This window comes from Priestia flexa NBRC 15715, assembly GCF_001591565.1.
Lineage (GTDB): Bacteria > Bacillota > Bacilli > Bacillales > Bacillaceae_H > Priestia > Priestia flexa.
In genome coordinates, this window is the sequence record NZ_BCVD01000039.1 from 1 (window position 1) to 19486 (window position 19486).

Consider the following 19486-nt stretch of genomic DNA (forward strand, 5'->3'; position numbering starts at 1 on the left):
AATAAAAATGTATTATTTGTTAATTTAAGACCTCAAAAAGTAGAGAAAGTTGCCCCTTTATTAACAGCAAAGCGAATGGGGATAAACGTAATTTTCCTTGCAGGTGTTAATCCTCAGGTAGATTCTCACTTAATAACAGATATTATTGTTGCAGATACATATGATCAAGAGGAAGTCTTAAAGAAAGTAAAAGAATTTAATAAAAGAAACACAACAGTCATTGTTATATTTATGTTTCTATAAGAATCATAAAGTAAATAATACCGTAAACAGGAATGGCGATACTAGTAAGTATATAAATTATTCTTTCTCCTATAGAAAGGCCACTTTTCCACTTTTTTAATTTGAGGTTTCTCAAGTAAAGAACGCTAGAAATCAGTATTATTAAAAAAGCTAAATCTTTTATATTTATTAAAAAAGTATTCAATTAATCATCTCCTTCAGACTTTATAGTTTATTTTCATATACTATTATATGTAACAAAAAAGAGTCTATTATCTACTATTTAGTATAGCAGACTTAGAGACTCTTTTATAGTTAACTAGATATTTCCATTTATTTTAACTTGCAGAAGATGGTCCACAAGTAGCAACGAATATAGCAATTGCAATCGGGTTGGTTGCTATACCACCTGCGATTGCTATAGCGCCAGCAGCTGAAAGATATTGTTTGGCGTCAATTAAACCTTTTATTTCTTTCCATGCAGCAGAGCCTATTCCTAATGCATCCTGCATACATCTATCAAAAGTCCCGAATGTCGTGAATGGACTAGTAGCAGCACGAAGTTGTGCTTTCTCTTCATCAGTGTAAGGTGCATTTTTCAATTCTTCTTCGTTTAGAATATATTTCCCTGTTTTTTCATCTTTCACCATAACTTCGGTGAAAAGATATTCCAATTCATCAGCTAAAGCTTGTACTTCCTCATCTGTTGGTGTCTCGCTGCTTGTTTTCACCGTTTGCGCTGAAGCTTGTACTGGTGATAGCCCCAAACAGAAAACAGCTAAGACTAGCAGCATAGGGAAGAACTTCTTTAAATTAGACATAATAAACAACCCCCAATAAAATTTGTCGAACAAAACCTATTATACACAAAAAACCCATAAATTCCCATATATTACTATTATTACCTATTTTTAAGGTAGGAATGATGGAAGAACGAGGACTATCGATTGCTCATACAACCATCATGCGCTAGGTTCATCAGTATGGTCCTGAATTAGATGAGCGAGTACGGTGTCATCTTAAGCCAACCAATGATTCTTGGCGAGTCGATGAGACCTATGTAAAAGTCAAAGGTCAATGGATGTACCTCTATCGTACCGTTGATTCAGAAGGAAATACGATTGATTTTTAGCTAAACAAAACAAGAAATTATAAAGCTGCAAAGCGCTTTTTCAAGAAAGCTTTGCGGTCTTTTCATGTTTCCAATCCCCGTGTGATCACAGTAGACAAGAACCCAGCCTATCCAAAAGGAGAAGTCTGTCCAAAATCAAAAAGAATTCATCGATCAACTGTTTGGATTGATTGCTTAAGACGAACAGTCACTAGAAATATTTGGATTTTTTAGATTTTCTTCAAATATTTGCACTAGAACCTCAAGAAGTAACAATTAAGCGCTGGAGTGAATCATTTATTCTTTGCGCTATTTGACAACCAAAGACCAGCTGAAGAAGTCATTCAGGAGCTTGGATAAGACGTAATTCCTCATTTTCCTGCAATACAGAGCTACAAAAAGTAGCTGTAATGAAAAGCGAATAAAAAAGTGGCTTTTAGTATAGAAGCCACTTTTTGCTTGAAGAATTATACAACGCGTTCAATCAACTCTCCAACTTTTTCTGCCATCATCTGAGGAGGATAAGGCATTTCATTTTTCAACCACCATTCAACAATACCTACATATGCATTCGCTACAAATTGAACAACAACCTCTTCGTTTTGGCCGTTATTTTTCCCTTGAGTAATATCTACTTCTTTTCTGAATTCTTGAATATTGAACTTCAAAAATTGGTTGCGGAAGTAGCGAGCACCTTCGCTGGCGAGCATCGTCGAGAAAAATAAATAGTTTTCTTCTAGGTATTCCATGCAGTGAACGGTTGATTGAATCCAATCCATATCAGCTGCTGATTCACAAACATCGGTCATGTTAAGGATATGTTCTTCCATGATTTTATCTAGTAAATCAAATTTATCTAAATAATGGAGATAAATGGTTCCGCGGTTAACGTTCGCTCGATTAGAAATATCTTGAATAGTGATTTTATCAAAGTTTTTTTCAGTCATTAATTCAATTAAAGCACCTTTTATGGATTCTTGGCTTTTTAAAATTCTTCGATCTATTTTTGGCATGAACATACTTGCCTCGCTTTCTTACTGATTACAGTGACAGCGTATATTGCTATATATAATTATAAGCAGACGTTGAGTGATCAATCAATGCTAATGTCGTTATGAGAAGGTGGCATCACGTATCAAGATAGCAAAATCGCGGTGATAATGAACAAATCCTGGTGAACTGTTGATTAAACCACAAATCCCGCTAATTTAACTATTGAGACGAATAGACTTCTGTTTCATAATAATAAACAAGTGTTGATTAATCAACTTATGGTTAGTAAATAACTTAAGCTGATTCTCAATCTTTTCATCATGAACATAAGTAAACGATTGTTGGAAATATAACAGGGGTGGATAGTATGTACCATAAAACCTTGCTTATTGCGCTCATACTTTTGTTAGGAACAGCTTGTAGTAATGAAGTCGAATTGCGAAACAAAAGCAAGGAATCGTCTACTACAATTAACGAAGGGAGAAGTACTGTGGAGAAGGTAAGAAAAATTAAACTAAGCGTTCAGAATGAAGAAATTATAGTAAAAATGAATAATAGTCCAACGAGCAGAGATTTTCTAGAACTGCTTCCGCTCACTTTAACGTTTGAGGATTATGCGGGCAAGGAAAAGGTTAGCAATCCACCCCGCCAACTATCTAAAGAAAGTGCCTTGTCTGGAATAGAACCACGTACTGGCGACGTTACCTATTACGCGCCGTGGGGGAATTTGGCTATTTTTTATAAAGATTTTAGCTATTCAAACGGACTGATTAAGCTTGGGGAAATTGAATCTGGTTTCGACCACATACAAAATCTTGAAGGAAAGGTAAAGATTGAGGTAATTGAGTGATAGGTGAACAACGTGTAAGAAAGGAAGTAATGTTGTGAGCAGGTCCAATACCATATTACTGGTCATATTGACTCTGGGAGTGTTTGGCATTATTAACACGGAAATGGGGATTATCGGAATCTTGCCAAACCTTGCTAATCACTTTCAGGTTAGCATCTCTACAGCAGGTTTGTTGGTAAGTGCATTTGCTCTTGCCGTTGCTGTATCAGGTCCTACAATGCCGCTGTTGTTTTCAAGAATAAATCGTAAAACTGTCATGGTGCTTGTATTAGGAATTTTTTTAATTAGTAACCTCATCACTATCTTTACGGCGAATTTTACAGTCGCACTCATTGCGCGCATAATTCCAGCTCTTTTTCATCCCGTTTACTGTTCATTGGCTTTTACAGTGGCAGCGGATTCTGTTTCTAAGGAAGAAGCATCAAAAGCTGTTTCGAAAGTCTTTATCGGTGTTTCAGCTGGAATGGTCATAGGAGTTCCTATTGTAAGTTTTCTTGCAGAGACGTTTTCAATTGAATTAGCCATGACGTTTTTTGCGGTTGTTAATGCAATTGTATTACTTGCGACTCATGCAAACAAATCCGTTTTGTTATTTCCTTTTGTACTAAGTGCTGTATATGTTGTACTCTTTTTATTTGGTTCATTCACGCTTCCAATGGTAGTCATTACGCTTCTTTGGGGTATATTAGCTGGTATAGGCGCGAACATAAATCAATATTGGATTATCTCTGCAGCCCCTGAATCACCGGATTTTGCAAACGGCCTTTTTTTAACAGGCGCAAACTTAGGCACAACTGTTGGCGCAGCGGTTGGAGGCTTCTTTATCGCACAGCTTGGCACTCCATATGTTGTGCTAGTAGGTCTATTATCGTTACTGCTTAGCTTTGTGTCTATTTTGATGAGGGAGTTTTTTTTCGAGCGTCACAACGCAATTGTCTAAGTAGCCTTGAGCCTCTTTCAAAGAGTTTGAACGTTTTATTTTTCAAAACATGTGGGTATAACATTTACAAGCTTTGTTTATAGGCTATTAATCTATCAAATGAAAATTTGAAAGCATACTAATTTCATCAGAAACAAATACGTATTTTATATCTATGGAGGTAATAATAATGATTACTGCTAAAGCACGTGCCGTACACGGCCCAGACAAACCATTCAAAGCAACTGAAATTCAAAGACGTAGCTTAGATACACACGATTTGTTAATTGAAATTAAATATGCTGGTATTTGCCACTCTGATATTCATACTGCTCATGGTGAATGGGGAGATGTGAATTATCCACTCGTACCAGGCCATGAAATTGCTGGGATCGTAACGGATGTTGGTCCTGAAGTAACCAAATACAAAGTTGGTGATCGTGTGGGAGTTGGGTGTATGGTGGATTCCTGTGGTGATTGTGAAAACTGTCGTAAGGGAGAAGAGCAATATTGCTTAAATGGAATGACCCCTACCTATGCAGGAGCTGATAAATACGGTGAGCCTACTCAAGGTGGTTACTCAACGCATATTGTAGTCATTGAAGATTTTGTTGTGAAAATCCCTGATAACATTGAGCTTGATGCTGCAGCACCTTTGCTATGTGCCGATATTACCACATTCTCTCCGCTACATCGTTGGGAAGCGGGGCCAGGCAAGAAAGTTGCCATCGTTGGAATGGGTGGCTTAGGTCATATGGCTGTTAAAATCGCAAGCGCTATGAGAGCAGAAGTTACCGTACTGTCACAAACCTTAAACAAACAAGAAGACGGTTTAAACTTTGGTGCGAAAGATTATTACGCTACAAACGATCCTCAAACGTACGATGAATTCTGATTTTTATAGGTAATACCTAATTTCTAAAATACTTTTTTAGCCATTTCATCCTTTGATTTCGTGATTAGTAATTCTAATTAACATTAGGGGAGTTTAATTTTGAGAAGAAAACATCATGTTGATAATAAAATAAATTAAGTTGACACTGTATTAGTGTTTTGACTACTATACGTATGTTCACTTTATTGTTAAGTCAGAGAAAACAGGAGAGCAGTGAGATGAAGCAGGTAACGGAATTAACCACTATTGAAATGGTAGACGAGTTTATCACTAGCAATGAACTAAGCTTTTTGTACGTATTTACACCAGAATGTAGTACGTGTCATGCGATATTTCCAAAGCTAAGAGAGGTATTGGAACACTATCCGCAAATTAATTTAGGTCGTGTTGACGCGACACAGGTGGAAGCAGTAGCAGAACGCTTTTTGATTTTAGCAGCCCCAATTTTACTTTTGATGATTAATGGAAAAGAGTATGTGCGAGCTGATCGATTTGTTCGTTTTGAATTATTGGATGAAAAGCTAAGTAGAATTTACAAGATGTACAAGCGGTAATAGTGGATAATGATAAAATCATTTAAAGCAGCCAATAAGTAGGCTGTTTTTTATTTTATAAAAAAGACAATACATTTGACAATTTTCGAATAGGGTCATAGTATAGCACTGAATTTGCGTTAGGGAAAAATATTAGACAAGGGGAAATATATATGTGTGAATCTAAAAAAATTTGTTGAGCCAAGGGTTAAAAGGAGACGTGATAAAAATTACTTCTTTGTTATTAGAAGGAACGATGAGGAGAAGGCTGTTGGATTTAGGTTTTGTACCAGGTGCCTTCGTAGAAGTGGTCAAAAAAAGTCCGCTTGGAGATCCGATTGCGTTTCGCGTTAGTCAAACCACCATTGCGCTTAGAAGAGAAGAAAGTAGATTAATTGAGGGGGATTTAGTTCATCATGGGTAGCTTATATCGTATTGCTTTAGCAGGAAACTCAAACACCGGAAAAAGCACGCTATTTAACGCATTGACAGGATTAAGACAGCATACGGGGAACTGGACCGGGAAAACCGTTTCAATGGCAGAGGGAACTTTTACACATAAAGATAAGTCGTACTGTATTTCAAACGGCTAAGCTAATGGGCTGGGTGTAAAGAAAATAACTATTTAAAGAAACGCAGGTGCTATGTCACCTGTTTTTCTTTAAATTATATGTTAACCTATTTTTATTTTTAGTTTACATAAATGGTGGATTGTTATAAACTATTTTCATAATCTTGGAAAGGAGATGAGGCATTGAAGACGAGTAAAACAAAAGAAATGACGCTGATGGCGATGCTTGCCGTATTAATTGCGGTGAGCGGAATGTTTAAAATTCCGTCACCTTTCGTTGGAACAGAGTTTCAGCTTTCGGCTCCCATTGCTATCGTCATTGCAGCTACGTTTGGGTTTAAACGTTATTTTTGTGCAGGCATTGTAGCAAGTATTATTAGTCTACTATTAGGAACCCATACGCTTATTCATGTTTTAGTTGCCATGATCTTTCGGTTAGTAGCTGGAGGAATCATTGGCTTATTTGGTACGGCTTTAGTCGTTGTTATGGTAGCTGGACCTTTAGGGACAATCGCTGCACGCTACGTATTAGCGGCAATTATGGACGTTGATGTGACGGTTTTGCTGCTTGCTGCTTTGCCAGGGATGGTTTTTACAGCCATTTCATCAGGTATTATGTATCCCATTATAAAAAGAAATATGAAATCAACAATCTTTCAAGAGTTTGTTGTGGATGATGAGAAGAAAGGAGAACCCAGAAAATATGAATCTATTTAGCTTAAAAATGAGAGCTTCCAATAGCAATACCGGTCATCTTTCCGGAGCGGAGAAGATTGTGAATAAACATGAATTACATACGTATACCAATGCTTTACTACATAGAGCTCTCCATCATTCCAAAGGAGCAGCAGATGAAATTACGATGAAAGTCGAGCCCGTACAGCTTAGCGATATTCAACGTTTAGAAGCGTTACCTGTTAAAACTGTAGAAGTGGCTAATCATTATGAAGGAATAAAAGAAGTAAAAAAGCTGCTTTTACAATTAGGTTTACAACAGGCTGAAGAAATCATTGAGATGCTGAGCTCGTGTTCTTCTATGCGCGGCGCAATCTTACTAGACGTTGATACAATGAAACGTCTAGAGCCAGATCAAGAACGAGGGATTCGAGCAACGTATATGGATGCGAACCGCAGTCACTTTCAAGAAGACCTCACAAAGAAAAATCATTTCCAAGAAGCGCTTGTATTAGCGACAAAAGTAGCCCATGCGCCAAATGTTATTGGTGAAATTTGTATCTCGGATGATCCTGATTACGTAACTGGCTACGTCGCCTCTAAAGAGTTCGGTTATGTTCGAATTACAAAGCTAAAACAAAAAGGAAGTCACTTGGGCGGGCGCATCTTTTTATATCGTCATTCTGAGAGCGGCGTGAACGAAACGATTGCGTATTTAGAAAAGCAAAAAATAGTTGTAGATTTAGGCCTATCAAAAAGATTAAACGAAGCAAAACAGCAAGACAAATGGAGAAAGATAAAAAGCGACTTAGCCTCTTTACAAGAAAATCATCTTTATCGATCATTCAACGAAATTCAAACAGCTCAAGAGGCGCATGTGAAAATGCACGACAGAGAGTACGTGATGCTTGCGTCAAACAGCTACTTAAATTTATGTAATCATCCAGGCGTAAAGAGTTATGCGCTTCAAATGGGAGAAGCATATGGTATTGGCTCAGGAGGTTCGAGGTTAACAACGGGTACGACAACTCTTCATCGGTTATTGGAAGAAATGATTGCCGAGTTTAAAGAGACGGAAGCAGCTCTTGTGTTTAACACGGGATACATGGCCAACGTTGGTGTTATTTCATCGCTTCTTTCTGAAGGAGACGTGATTTTTAGCGATGAGCTAAACCACGCAAGCATTATTGACGGATGCCGGCTCAGTAAAGCGAAAACCGTTGTGTATAAGCATAATGACATGAACGATTTAGAAGAAAAAATTTTAGCTCACTCTTGTGAAAATGGCTTAATTGTGAGCGATGCTGTTTTCAGTATGGATGGAGATGTTGTGAACCTTCCTGAGCTGATGCGCTTAGCGAATCAGTATGGCTTGTTTTCAATGATAGATGAAGCACATTCAACAGGCGTCCTTGGAGAACGTGGTCGAGGAGTTTGTAAGTATTTTCAGCTGACACAAAAGCCTGACATTATTATGGGAACGCTGAGTAAAGCGCTCGGTGGAGAAGGTGGGTTTGTGTGTGGAGATAAGCTGCTTATTGAATACTTGAAAAACAAAGCGCGCAGTTTTATCTTTTCCACTTCGCTATCTCCCGTAACCAGTGCGTCGGCTATAGAAGCACTGAGGTTAATCATGAATGATGATACACAAGTTACAAAGCTTCAAGAGAATATTGCTTACTTTAATGAATGCTTGCAGGCTCATGGAATCTCTGCACGTTCAAATTCAGCTATTTTTCCAATCGTTGTTGGAAGTGAACAAGCAGCACTGGATGCATCAGCAAAGCTTTTTGATCATGGCTATTTTATTTCAGCCATTCGCTATCCAACCGTTGCCAAAGGGAGCGCACGTCTTCGAGTGTCACTGATGGCTGATCATTCAAAGAAAGAGCTGTCAGAAGCAGCTAAATTAATAAAAAAATACATCGGTAATGTATAGGAGGTAGAAACAAAGATGGGAAAAGGCTTATTTATTACTGGGACAGGAACAGATGTAGGAAAAACATACGTGACGGGTTTACTTGTGAAAAAGCTTCGAGAACACGGCTATGACTGTGGTTATTATAAACCTGCGCTTAGCGGAGCGGAAGTAGAATGTGAACAATTAATTCCAGGAGATGCTAAGCATGTGCTTGAAACCGCAGGAATTCGTGAGAAGCCAGAAAATACGGTGTCTTATATTTATAAACACGCCGTATCACCGCATTTGGCAGCCAACCTTGAAGGAAATCCTGTCGATCTCAACATTATTAAGAAAGACTACCAAAAGGCTAAGGAGAAGTATGATTATGTAGTGGTTGAAGGAAGCGGAGGAATTCTTTGTCCGATTCGTTGGGATGATCAGCAGCATATTTTACTAGAAGATATTGTAAAAGAGCTGAACTTATCTACGATTGTTATTGCGGATGCGGGGCTTGGAACCATCAATGCGACGGTGTTGACAATTGAATATTTAAGAGCACGCAATATTCAGGTGAAAGGAATTATTTTTAACCGTTCACGCGAAGGCGACGTTATGGAAGAAGACAATCAAAAAATGGTCGAAGTGCTAACTGGAGTTTCAGTAATTGGTTTGGTGAAGGAAAATGATACAGAGCTTGCAATGGAAGCAGAAAAAGTAGCGGAGCTGTTTGCATAATGAAAAGCATTGAAAACATGAACTTAGTAGAAAAAGACTTAAAATATATTTGGCACCCGTGCTCACAAATGAAAGACTATGAAGAGCTTAAGCCCATTGTCATCGAAAGAGGAGACGGCGTGTATTTATATGATAAAGAAGGGAACTCTTATTTAGACATTGTGAGTTCATGGTGGTGTAACCTTCTTGGCCACTGTAACCCCGTCATTAACGATAAAATCAAAGATCAACTCGATCAACTCGAGCACGTGATTTTTGCCAACTTTACGCATGAGCCTGCAATTAAACTATGCGAAGCGTTAATGGAAATTATTCCTAAAGAGCTAAGCAAATTTAATTTTTCCGATAACGGTTCAGCAGCTGTAGAATGCGCGTTAAAAATGGCGTTTCAGTACCAATATCAAACCGGTCATAAAGAAAAAACGAGGTTTATGTGCTTTACAGATGGCTATCATGGTGAAACGATTGGCGCTTTATCGGTGGGAAGCCTAGATTTGTATGCGCAAATCTATAATCCAATGCTGATGGATACAATTCGAATTGATGCGCCGGATTGCTATCGATGTCCTTACGGGAAAACAAGAGATTCCTGTCAGGTGGAGTGCTTCGTACAGGCAGAGAAAGCATTTGAAAAGCATGGTCATGAAACGTGTGCGATGATTGTCGAGCCTATTTTACAAGGAGCAGCGGGAATGAGAATGTATCCATCTCGCTACCTTCAAAAGCTAAGAGCCTTATGCGATGAGTATGGTGTACTGTTAATTGCCGATGAAATTGCAACTGGCTTTGGAAGAACAGGTAAGATGTTTGCATGCGATCACGCGGAGATTACACCGGATATTATGTGTGTTTCAAAAGGACTCACTGGAGGCTATATGCCGATGGCAATTACGATTACGAATAATCAAATTTATGAAGCATTTTACGCAGAATATAAAGAAGGAAAAGCCTTTATGCACAGCCATACGTATAGTGGTAACCCATTAGCGTGCTCTGCAGCTTTAGCGGTAGTGAATATTTTGAAGCACGACCACGTTTTAGAAAAAGCAACCGTGCGAGCAGCTTATTTAAATAGAAGAATAAACGAAGCGTTACTGCATCATCCTCATGTTGGTGAAATTCGCAACATAGGATTAATAAACGCTGTTGAGCTTGTCAAAAATAAAGATACGAAAGAACCATTTAGCTCAGAGAATCGAGTTGGTTATCAGATTTACAAAGCAGCGTTGAAGAAGGGGCTCATCCTCCGTCCACTAGGAGACGTTCTATACTTTAACCCCCCTTTAACTATTGATGAAGAGGAGCTAGACGAAGCTATTGACAGCTGCGTAAGCGCTATTAACAAAGTAATAGGATGAAAAATGCAAAAGCCGTATGCATATGCATGCGGCTTTTATGCAGCTGAATTTAAGTAGATGATATAGCTTGCTATAAAGTAACAAGCAATAATTAAAATTGATGGTACAACATAAAACCATGAAGATGTGATGTTCTTTCGTGACATTGAAAATAGGCTAATGGAGATGAGTATCATTGACGCAACAATTGTATATAAGTGACTGCCGCTGGCTGCGCTTAACAGTGCCCCTTTGCGATAAAAGACGTCTGTTCCTGCTAAAATCAATAAGTTGAATAAGTTACTTCCGACAATCCCACCAATCGCTAACTTATAATTTTTTAAACGAATGGCGATAACAACAGAGACTGCTTCAGGAAGTGACGTGCTGGCTGCGACTAAAAACGAACCAACAAAGGAAGCGCCTAAACCTGTAATAACAGCGATACGATCACCTGAGATGGTTAAAATACTTCCAAATACCATAATAAACACTGCTGCTATGGAAAAACCAACAACGGCTCTTTTTAAAGTTGGTCCTCTATCTTGAAGGTTCTCTTCTTGTTTTTCCTCTTCTTCAACATGCTCTGCTGCATAGGTAGAAATGATTTTTACGCCTATAAAATAGACAATGATTAAAATAACAGTATCAATTCCAATCCCAAAGATATGGTAAGGGATGTTAAAGAATAAAGAAGCTGCAACTAAAAAAGAGAGAAAAATGGTTAACAAAGAAGTATATCGATTTTCTTTGCTAGCATAGATCATAATTTTGTGCTTTCGAAAAAATAAATCTAACGTAGCTAAAATCATTACGTTAAATAAGTTGCTTCCAAGAACATTTCCTACAGCTAAATCGGGATTTGAAATAATGATGGACGTGACGCTTGTTGTAATCTCAGGTAATGATGTGGCGCCTCCTAATAAAAGAGCAATCAATATGCCGCTTAAAGCAGATTTCCGCTCAATAGTATCTGCATAAATAGATAGCCGAATGGCTAGGAATATCGTAATAGCAGCTGAAATACCAAAAGCTAAAAATACCAATAAAAGCAATCCTTTCTATATTAAATTTTAAGAGTCGTTAACATCATATCAGATATGCTAAAAACAAGCATGCAATAGCTCTCTTTAGTGTGTGCTAAAAGGTAAAATTGAATAAGCGAAGTTAGCAAAAAATACAGTTTAGCTTAAGATAGGTAGGGAAACGTAAACAATAGAAAATGATCTGTATTTCTAACACTTGACTAAATACCTACAGGGGTATATAGTGTAACTATAAATTAATTGAATCTCTTTAAAGAGGCGGTGAGTTAATGAGCTACTTTATAGGAAGTTTTCTCGTTATAATGCTAGGTGCTTTAGCATATAAACGCAATTATCCCGTTAAGGGTGTGCAATGTGTTAATGACCCTAATGAGCTAAAAGATGACCGGCTACTTGTTGATATTCGTCATTACAACGAAAGAAGCGAAAGTGAATATAGGAACGTTATAAACATTCCCTATGCGTATTTAAAACGCTTTTATTCTGAAATACCGAATCAACAAATTCACATCATCGCAGAAGATAAAATAGAGCTACATTTAGGAATTCGCTTTTTACGTCAGAAAGGATATATTGTGTCAAGCTATCAGTTAGCGACTTGTCCATGCAAAACAGAAAAAGAACTAGTTGGTTGTGGAGTGTGAGTTTAATTTGTATCCTTATATACCTACCAGGGTAAAATAGAGATGGATTAAGGATATCAATATGAAGAAAAAGGAGAATGAATATGTTACTTAAATACTTTTATGATGAAAAATTAGCACAAGCTTCTTATCTGGTAGGGTGTCAAGCTGCAAAAGAAGCTGTTGTTGTAGATCCTGCTCGAAATATTGAACCATACATTCAAGAAGCAGAAAAAAATGGAATGAAAATCATTGGTGCTTTAGAAACCCATATTCACGCTGACTTTGTGTCTGGAGGTCGCGAGTTAGCTGAAAGAGTAGGGGCTACGTTATATGTATCAGACGAGGGAGATGCAGATTGGAAGTATCAAAACATTGATCACTTACCTCATAAATTGCTAAAAGGTGGGGACCAGTTTAAGGTTGGGAATCTAACACTCGGTGTAGTGCATACGCCTGGTCACACGCCGGAAAGCATTTCGTTTACGTTAACGGACGGCGGTGCTAAAGCAGATGAACCAATGGGGATTTTTACAGGAGACTTTGTATTTGTTGGAGATGTTGGTCGCCCAGACTTATTAGAAAAAGCAGCGGGTGCACAGGGAACAGCACAGTCAGGCGGATATCAATTGTTTGAATCGCTTCAAAAGTTCAAAGAGCTGCCTGATTTTATGCAGGTTTGGCCGGGACACGGAGCAGGAAGCGCATGCGGAAAAGCCCTTGGTGCCGTGCCTTCTTCAACTGTAGGGTATGAGAAACGCTTTAACTGGGCGCTTCAGCATACGGAAAAAGAAGCGTTTGTAAATGCTTTGTTAGATGGACAGCCAGAGCCACCGAAATATTTTGCAGTGATGAAAAAGGTGAATAAAGTAGGACCAAACAGCTTATCAAAGCTTCCAAAGGTTAACAAGCTAGCAGACGTAATCGAAGTAGAAAAGCAAATTCAAGCAGGGTATCAGGTAATTGATACAAGAAGCGCAGCGGAATTTGCTGAAAATCATATAGAGGGAACGATTAATATTCCGTTTAACAACTCATTTGCAAATTGGACCGGCTGGATTGTGAATTATGATCGTCCATTATATGTTCTAACAGCGGATGAACAGATTGGTGAAATTGAAAAAGTGTTACATTCTGTTGGGATTGATCAGCTGGTTGGCTACTACGATGCAAACAAAGCAGTAGTAGAAGCTTCTACGACACAGTCTTATGAAAGTATTACGCCACACCAAGCAAAAAACATGCTTGATCAAAACAAAGCACAGGTACTAGATGTTCGAAGCTTAGAAGAGTGGAAAGCAGGTCACATTGAAGGTGCCACTCACATTATGCTTGGAACCTTGTTAGATCGAATTGATGAGGTGCCAGCTCACCGTCCGCTAATTGTTCAGTGTGGTTCAGGAGTTCGTTCTGCGATTGCGATCAGCCTCCTTCAATCCAAAGGAATAACGGAGGTTTACAATTTAACAGGTGGTTATGGTCAGTGGAAACAGGAGATTCAAGAATAAGATAAAAAAACCGCTATGCGTTAAGGAGATTGATACGCAAGCGGTTTTTTATTATGTAATAAAATTTAATGTTTCAAACTATTCACTTTTTGTATAACTTCTCTACAAATTCATTAGATCCACACGTTGATTCTAGCTATGTGCCACTGCGAGCAGGAATTACGGAAACACTTATTCGACTTGATGAAGAAAATCTAAGCATTGAGCCATGGCTAGCAGAGAGCTGGGACGGAGAAGATGGTCAAAACTGGACAATTAAGCTTCGTGAAGATGTAAAGTTTCAAAATGGAAAGCAGATGGATGCTGAATCTGTAAAAAAATCGTTAGAACGAGCGTTGAAAGAAAATGTGGCTATTCAAAATGCACTGAAAATTGATACAATTAGTGCTGATGGTTTTACGCATACTATTAAAACAACAGAGCCGTTTCCAGAGTTTATATCAGAGCTTGTGAATCCAAACGCCGCTATTATTGACGTATCTGAAGAAGACTTTGTGAATAAACCGGTTGGTACAGGTCCGTTTAAGCTTGCGTCGTTTACACCAGGAAGCAAACTAGAGCTTGAGCGCTTTGATGATTATTGGGATGGCGCTTCAAAGCTTGATTCTGTGACGTTTGCGTTTAACGAAGATGCAAATGCGCGTACCTTAGCATTGAAGTCTGGACAAACAGACATTGTGTATCGTCCAGAGGTAGAAAGTTTAGATTCACTTAAAGAAGATTCAAAAATGAAGGTTGAATCAACGGCAACGTTCCGCGTGCATCAACTTACAATGAATATGCAAAGAGAAGAAATGAAAGATATCAATGTAAGAAAAGCGCTTGATGCATTAATTGATCGCCAGAAGATTGTCGATAAAATTCTATTAGGTCATGCTGAGACAGCAAGAGGTCCGTTCTTACCTTCGTTAGCTTTTGCACCAACGTATGATAAGCGTGAAACAGGTTCAGATGAAGCAGTTAAACATCTAGAAAAAGCAGGATATACGTTAAAAGATGGCAAGATGCAAAAAGACGGAAAGCAGCTGATTATGTCGATGAAAATGTTATTAACTCGTTTGTGTTACATCCATCAACAATCGTTGCTTACAACAAAGATAAAGTGGAAAACCGGTTTACGACTAAGAGCGAATACTACATGACTATAAATAAGCTGGATGTGAAAGAATGATTAAAATCCTTTTCCAAAAGTTTTCGGAAGTTCTATTTTTTATATTGTTTATAACCTTTGTCAGTTTTATCTTTATTCGGTTAGCACCGGGAGATCCCGTGCTAACCATTTTGAACGTTGATGAGCTCTCAGTCAGCCAAGAGCAAATAGAAGCACTTCGTGAAGAAATGGGATTTAATGAGCCTGTTCTTGTGCAGTACGGACTATGGTTAGAGAAATTTGTTCAGATGGATTTTGGGCAGTCGTTCGTAACGGGACAAGACGTTATGAGTACAATTATGGCTGCTCTGCCTGCTACATTAGAGCTAGCAATCGGCGCAATTGTAGTAATGCTTATTGTTGCAATTCCGCTGGGCTCGCTATCTGCACTTTACAGAGACAGTTGGATAGATAAAATAAGCCGAACGCTTTCAATTATTGGAGCTGCTGTTCCAAGCTTTTGGTTGGGACTTATTTTCATTGATTTATTTGGCGTTCGCTTAAATTGGTTCCCTACGATGGGGAGAGACGGAATACTGTCGCTTGTTCTACCTTCTATTACGTTGGGTTTAGCAATTTCAAGCGTATATGTTCGCTTGCTTCGTTCAAGTTTACTAGACTCTTATACCCAAGAGTTTATTCGTGCAGCACGAGCGCGTGGGTTATCAGAAGGGAGAGTCTTTTTAATGCATGCTTTTCGCCACAGTATTCCACCGGTGATCACGGTGTTTGGCATGAGCTTAGGTAGTTTGATAGGCGGGGTCGTTGTTATAGAGGTGCTGTTTGCATACCCTGGAATCGGCAAGCTCATTGTCGATGCGATTCGTCAGCGTGACTATCCACTTATTCAAGGCTACATACTCGTAATGGGGGGCATTGTATTTATTGTGAATACATGTGTAGACCTATCATATCGTTATTTAAACCCTGAAATGAAATACAAAGAAAAGGAGAGTAAGTGATGAAAGAGTCCTCAGTGTATCTGCCGGCTATGAAAAAACAGCGTAAAATCATTATACCGCTCGCCTTTCTCTTTCTTATTGTTGTTGCAGCATCTATCTATACCTTTTTCTACTTAAAATATGATCCAACTCTTACGAACTTAGAGAAACGACTTGAAGGCATGAGCATGGCACATCCTTTGGGGACCGATCATTTAGGGCGAGATATCTTAACGCGCTTGTTGCTCGGTGCACAGCAAACCATTGGCTTTAGTGCACTTGCCTTAGGCGTAGCTTTGCTCGTAGGGATTCCAATTGGTCTGATTTCAGGCTACAAACGCGGTGTAGTAGACCGATTGTTTATGAGAATTGCAGACAGCTTTTTAGCGTTTCCTGATACGGTGGTAGCTATTGTACTAAGCGGGCTATTAGGCCCTGGAATTGGCAATCTTGTACTTGCAATTGTGATGGTCAAGTGGGTAAACTACGCGCGACTTGTTCGAAGCACCGTGTTATCTGAGTCACAAAAAGAATACGTATTAGTCGCTCGTACAAACGGACTGTCTGCTTTACAAATTATGAAAAAGCACTTAGCACCACATATCATTGGTTATGTTCTTGTCATGGCAAGCTTAGACTTGGGGAAAATTATTCTTTTAATTTCGTCTCTATCTTATATTGGATTAGGTGCACAGCCTCCTGTACCAGAGTGGGGAGCTATGCTGAATGACTCACGTCCGTATTTTCAATCTAATCCTGAGCTGATGATTTATCCTGGCTTAGCAATTGTAGGGGTAGTACTAGTCACCAACATTATCGGTGACTATTTACGCGATCAATTTGATGTAAAAAAGGAAGTGTAAAAATGATTTTGTCGATTGAAAAGCTCTCGGTAAGAAGTAAAGAAAAAAACATTCTTGATAACGTATCACTACAGCTTGAAAAAGGTGAGTGGTATGCGCTTGTAGGTCAAAGTGGCAGCGGGAAAAGTGTTTTATCGCAAACGATTGGTCAAATGCTGTCACCTAACTTAACAGCTGAAGGCAAAATTAATTTCAACGGAGAAAATACGCTTTCATTGAGGCGCAGCGACCTAAAAAGAATCCGAGGCCAAAAAATTGCGTATATTTTTCAGGATTACCAAGGGTCATTTACACCATTTCGAACGATTGGCCAGCATTTTCAAGAGTATCAAAAAGTGCATGGCGTAAATGATAGAATAGTTAGAAAAGATAATGCAATTCAAGCTTTAGAATCTGTAGGGTTAGATGAAAAATTCTACAAACGCTATCCCTTTCAGCTGAGCGGTGGGCAGCTTCAGCGCACCTCGATTGCATTATCCCTTTTATTATCACCTGAGCTCGTTATTGCCGATGAAATTACAACAGCGCTTGATAGTATATCAGCTCATCGGATTTTACAAGTATTAAAAGAAAAACAACAAGAAACAGGCTGTACAATTTTATTTATTACGCATGACTGGCGACACGTTAGAAAATATGCGGACCGCTTAGCTGTTATGAAGGAAGGCAAAATTGTAGAATGTGGTGATAAAACAAAAGTACTCACGAATCCTCAGCATGAATACACAAAGCAGCTAATCGCAGCGGCACCGGTATTAAAAGCAAACGAGTTAGCGGTTAAAGAAGGAGTATTATAAGATGAGTTTATTGTCGGTTCAAAACCTTACTAAAACGTATGGTGGTCAACAGGTCTTAAAGAACGTTTCGTTCGATTTGAAAAAAGGAGAGTGCTTGGGGCTTGTAGGTGAGAGTGGGTGTGGGAAAAGTACGCTTTCACGCTGTTTGATGCGTTTAGAACAAGTGAATAGCGGTAAAATTCTATTCAGAAATCAAGAAATTCAAAGCCTGAGTAGTCGTAAGCTAATGCCAATTCGCAAAGGCTTTCAAATTGTGTTTCAAAACCCAACGGCTGCATTAAATCCTAAACTTAAAATAAAAGATTCCCTTTTAGACCCTTATTTACAGTACAGAAAGCAGTTAAGTCTGCGCTATTTTTCATTTTCATCAAAAGAACAGTTTGTGTCAGAACTGCTCAATATGGTTGGGTTGCCTGCAAGTATTGCTGAAAGATACCCTCACGAACTAAGCGGAGGACAAAAGCAGCGCGTGACGCTTGCTCGCGCAATTAGCATTGAACCTGAACTTGTTATACTAGATGAACCAACGGCAAGCCTCGATGTTATTTCACAGCGAAGCATTTTGCATTTGCTGGAAGATCTTCGCGACCAACTAGATTTATCCTACTTGTTTATTTCACACGACCTTACAGCAGTTAAAGAGCTGAGTCAACGCATTATGGTAATGAAACAAGGTGAGGTTGTGGATATGTTTCGGACTGAAGAGTTATTTCACGCTCAAAGAAATCCCTATACAAAAGAACTCGTATCCATTTTTTAAGCAGTGTATCATTTGAAAAGATACACTGCTTTTTATATAGATAATAATATTATTATGTTAACTATAGTGTATGAAGAGGTGAAGATTACTTGAAGATTATTTCATTTCAACAGCAGCAGGCGGTTCCAGTTACACGATATAACTCTGAGCTATCAAGCTATTTGAAGATAGCGAATCTAAAAGAAGCTTCTATAGGAATTATGTATATTGAACCGGGAGGAATTACAGGTCATCATGAGGCGCCAAGTAAACAGCTGTTCTTGGTAATTGAGGGTGAAGGTTGGGTAACAAGTGATGATGAAGTCCAGGTACAAGTCAAAAAAGGACAAGCAGCATTGTGGGAAAAAGACGAGTGGCACACGTCAGGAAGTGATGTGGGAATGACAGTAATTATTATTCAAGGTTCATCTCTTATAGTTTAAATAAAAGGAGCTCTAATCTATTAAGGCTCCTTTTATTGCGGTTCTGGGTAGTACATCAACAAGAAAAAGCTCGCTTCTTTTTCCGTTCGATTTATATAGCTATGAGGTGACGAGCCTGGAAACTGAAGCGCATCTCCAGATGTTAGCTCATGTTCTTCACCGTCTACTATAACAGACAAATCACCGTCTTTTACCAGCAAGTATTCTTCTCCAAGGTGAGATTTTGCTCCGTGCGTACACCCAGGGGCAAGCGTAACGATATATACTTCAAACTTTTTTTCAGGATGGTAAGGAAAAAATGGGAAGACAACGTAGCTGCCTTCATTGTCTGTAATAGGTTTAAGATCGTTTAGCTGAATTTTTTTCACCTGTGCTTTTTGCTCTTGGATAAACGATGAAAAGGATACTTGAAGGCCATTGGCAATCTTCCATAGCGTCGTAACAGTTGGGCTGGATTTTCCATTTTCAATTTGCGCGAGCATTGCTTTACTGACACCCGTTAGCTCAGAAACTTGCGTGAGAGATAAGTTTCTTTTTTTTCGAATGCTAATTAAGTTAGCCGCAATCGTTTGCTGGATATGGTCCATAATAGATCTCCTTTAACATTTTTATATAAACAGTATAACATACAG

21 protein-coding genes and 4 pseudogenes are annotated in these 19486 nt (G+C 38.7%); 20 read left to right on the top strand and 5 right to left on the bottom strand.

The window, feature by feature from the left end; translation table 11 throughout:
• Positions 1-243, top strand: a pseudogene (locus tag BFL01S_RS08675) (hypothetical protein); the annotation flags it as partial.
• Here the strand turns inward: BFL01S_RS08675 and BFL01S_RS20695 are convergent.
• Together BFL01S_RS20695 and BFL01S_RS08685 are read right to left on the bottom strand one after the other, a co-directional pair.
• Positions 230-427, bottom strand: coding sequence for a hypothetical protein (locus BFL01S_RS20695; RefSeq protein WP_076513525.1), 198 nt, complete (start codon positions 425-427; stop codon positions 230-232). The pseudogene BFL01S_RS08675 and the gene BFL01S_RS20695 sit on opposite strands and share 14 nt — an antisense overlap.
• Positions 428-560: 133 nt before the next feature.
• Complete coding sequence (locus BFL01S_RS08685; RefSeq protein WP_061785469.1) at positions 561-1043, bottom strand: hypothetical protein; 483 nt, start codon at positions 1041-1043, stop codon at positions 561-563.
• 95 nt (positions 1044-1138) lie between these two features.
• On the opposite strand from BFL01S_RS08685, the pseudogene BFL01S_RS19920 reads away from it, so the two are divergent.
• Positions 1139-1468: pseudogene (locus BFL01S_RS19920) on the top strand (IS6 family transposase); the annotation flags it as partial.
• A gap of 332 nt (positions 1469-1800) precedes the next feature.
• On the opposite strand, the gene BFL01S_RS08690 reads toward BFL01S_RS19920, so the two are convergent.
• Complete coding sequence (locus BFL01S_RS08690; RefSeq protein ID WP_061785488.1) at positions 1801-2346, bottom strand: TetR/AcrR family transcriptional regulator; 546 nt, start codon at positions 2344-2346, stop codon at positions 1801-1803.
• 347 nt (positions 2347-2693) lie between these two features.
• Here BFL01S_RS08690 and BFL01S_RS08695 point away from each other — a divergent pair, with 347 nt between their 5' ends.
• The 10 genes and pseudogenes from BFL01S_RS08695 to bioA all read left to right on the top strand — a co-directional run bounded on the left by BFL01S_RS08695 (position 2694) and on the right by bioA (position 10765).
• Positions 2694-3176: a cyclophilin-like fold protein gene (locus BFL01S_RS08695; protein ID WP_061785470.1), complete on the top strand. Its 483-nt coding sequence runs from the start codon at positions 2694-2696 to the stop codon at positions 3174-3176.
• A gap of 34 nt (positions 3177-3210) precedes the next feature.
• Complete coding sequence (locus BFL01S_RS08700; RefSeq protein ID WP_061785471.1) at positions 3211-4116, top strand: MFS transporter; 906 nt, start codon at positions 3211-3213, stop codon at positions 4114-4116.
• A 169-nt stretch (positions 4117-4285) separates the two neighbouring features.
• Positions 4286-4984 (top strand): annotated as a pseudogene (locus BFL01S_RS08705) (NAD(P)-dependent alcohol dehydrogenase); the annotation flags it as partial.
• Positions 4985-5208: 224 nt separating this feature from the next.
• A complete protein-coding gene (locus BFL01S_RS08710; protein WP_025909764.1) occupies positions 5209-5544 on the top strand; it encodes a thioredoxin family protein in 336 nt (111 codons plus the stop codon).
• 172 nt (positions 5545-5716) lie between these two features.
• A complete protein-coding gene (locus BFL01S_RS08715) occupies positions 5717-5947 on the top strand; it encodes a FeoA family protein (RefSeq protein ID WP_061785472.1) in 231 nt (76 codons plus the stop codon).
• Positions 5940-6104: pseudogene (locus BFL01S_RS19925) on the top strand (FeoB small GTPase domain-containing protein); the annotation flags it as partial. The gene BFL01S_RS08715 and the pseudogene BFL01S_RS19925, both read left to right, overlap by 8 nt.
• A 173-nt stretch (positions 6105-6277) precedes the next feature.
• The gene (locus BFL01S_RS08720) at positions 6278-6811 is read left to right on the top strand and encodes a hypothetical protein (RefSeq protein ID WP_174521185.1); all 534 of its coding nucleotides are present in this window, start codon (positions 6278-6280) and stop codon (positions 6809-6811) included.
• A complete protein-coding gene (bioF, locus tag BFL01S_RS08725) occupies positions 6798-8708 on the top strand; it encodes an 8-amino-7-oxononanoate synthase (RefSeq protein WP_061785473.1) in 1911 nt (636 codons plus the stop codon). The genes BFL01S_RS08720 and bioF overlap by 14 nt, the downstream gene beginning before the upstream one ends.
• 15 nt (positions 8709-8723) lie before the next feature.
• Positions 8724-9407 (top strand): dethiobiotin synthase, encoded by a 684-nt coding sequence (gene bioD, locus BFL01S_RS08730; protein ID WP_025909768.1) that lies wholly within the window; start codon positions 8724-8726, stop codon positions 9405-9407.
• A complete protein-coding gene (gene bioA, locus BFL01S_RS08735; RefSeq protein ID WP_235859215.1) occupies positions 9407-10765 on the top strand; it encodes an adenosylmethionine--8-amino-7-oxononanoate transaminase in 1359 nt (452 codons plus the stop codon). Before bioD ends, bioA begins: the two co-directional genes overlap by 1 nt.
• Positions 10766-10800: 35 nt before the next feature.
• On the opposite strand, the gene BFL01S_RS08740 is transcribed toward bioA, so the two are convergent.
• Positions 10801-11790 (bottom strand): sodium:calcium antiporter, encoded by a 990-nt coding sequence (locus tag BFL01S_RS08740; RefSeq protein ID WP_061785474.1) that lies wholly within the window; start codon positions 11788-11790, stop codon positions 10801-10803.
• Positions 11791-12059: 269 nt separating this feature from the next.
• On the opposite strand from BFL01S_RS08740, the gene BFL01S_RS08745 reads away from it, so the two are divergent.
• The 8 genes from BFL01S_RS08745 to BFL01S_RS08780 all read left to right on the top strand — a co-directional run bounded on the left by BFL01S_RS08745 (position 12060) and on the right by BFL01S_RS08780 (position 18854).
• Positions 12060-12434 carry a rhodanese-like domain-containing protein gene (locus tag BFL01S_RS08745; protein WP_025911781.1) on the top strand — a complete coding sequence of 125 codons (375 nt, stop codon included), beginning with the start codon at positions 12060-12062 and terminating at the stop codon, positions 12432-12434.
• 83 nt (positions 12435-12517) lie between these two features.
• Positions 12518-13921 carry an MBL fold metallo-hydrolase gene (locus tag BFL01S_RS08750; protein WP_061785475.1) on the top strand — a complete coding sequence of 468 codons (1404 nt, stop codon included), beginning with the start codon at positions 12518-12520 and terminating at the stop codon, positions 13919-13921.
• Between the two features lie 68 nt (positions 13922-13989).
• Complete coding sequence (locus tag BFL01S_RS08755; protein WP_061785476.1) at positions 13990-15063, top strand: ABC transporter substrate-binding protein; 1074 nt, start codon at positions 13990-13992, stop codon at positions 15061-15063.
• Positions 15064-15088: 25 nt separating this feature from the next.
• Positions 15089-16033 carry a nickel ABC transporter permease gene (gene nikB / locus BFL01S_RS08760; RefSeq protein WP_061785477.1) on the top strand — a complete coding sequence of 315 codons (945 nt, stop codon included), beginning with the start codon at positions 15089-15091 and terminating at the stop codon, positions 16031-16033.
• Positions 16033-16875, top strand: coding sequence for a nickel transporter permease (gene nikC, locus BFL01S_RS08765; RefSeq protein WP_082636368.1), 843 nt, complete (start codon positions 16033-16035; stop codon positions 16873-16875). The genes nikB and nikC overlap by 1 nt, the downstream gene beginning before the upstream one ends.
• 2 nt (positions 16876-16877) lie before the next feature.
• The gene (locus BFL01S_RS08770; RefSeq protein ID WP_061785478.1) at positions 16878-17672 is read left to right on the top strand and encodes an ABC transporter ATP-binding protein; all 795 of its coding nucleotides are present in this window, start codon (positions 16878-16880) and stop codon (positions 17670-17672) included.
• A gap of 1 nt (position 17673) precedes the next feature.
• On the top strand, positions 17674-18432 hold the full coding sequence (locus tag BFL01S_RS08775) for an ABC transporter ATP-binding protein (protein ID WP_061785479.1): 759 nt from the start codon (positions 17674-17676) through the stop codon (positions 18430-18432).
• Positions 18433-18521: 89 nt separating this feature from the next.
• Positions 18522-18854 (top strand): cupin domain-containing protein, encoded by a 333-nt coding sequence (locus BFL01S_RS08780; RefSeq protein ID WP_025911789.1) that lies wholly within the window; start codon positions 18522-18524, stop codon positions 18852-18854.
• 32 nt (positions 18855-18886) lie between these two features.
• On the opposite strand, the gene BFL01S_RS08785 is transcribed toward BFL01S_RS08780, so the two are convergent.
• The gene (locus tag BFL01S_RS08785; protein WP_025911791.1) at positions 18887-19441 is read right to left on the bottom strand and encodes a helix-turn-helix domain-containing protein; all 555 of its coding nucleotides are present in this window, start codon (positions 19439-19441) and stop codon (positions 18887-18889) included.
• Positions 19442-19486: the final 45 nt, after the last annotated feature.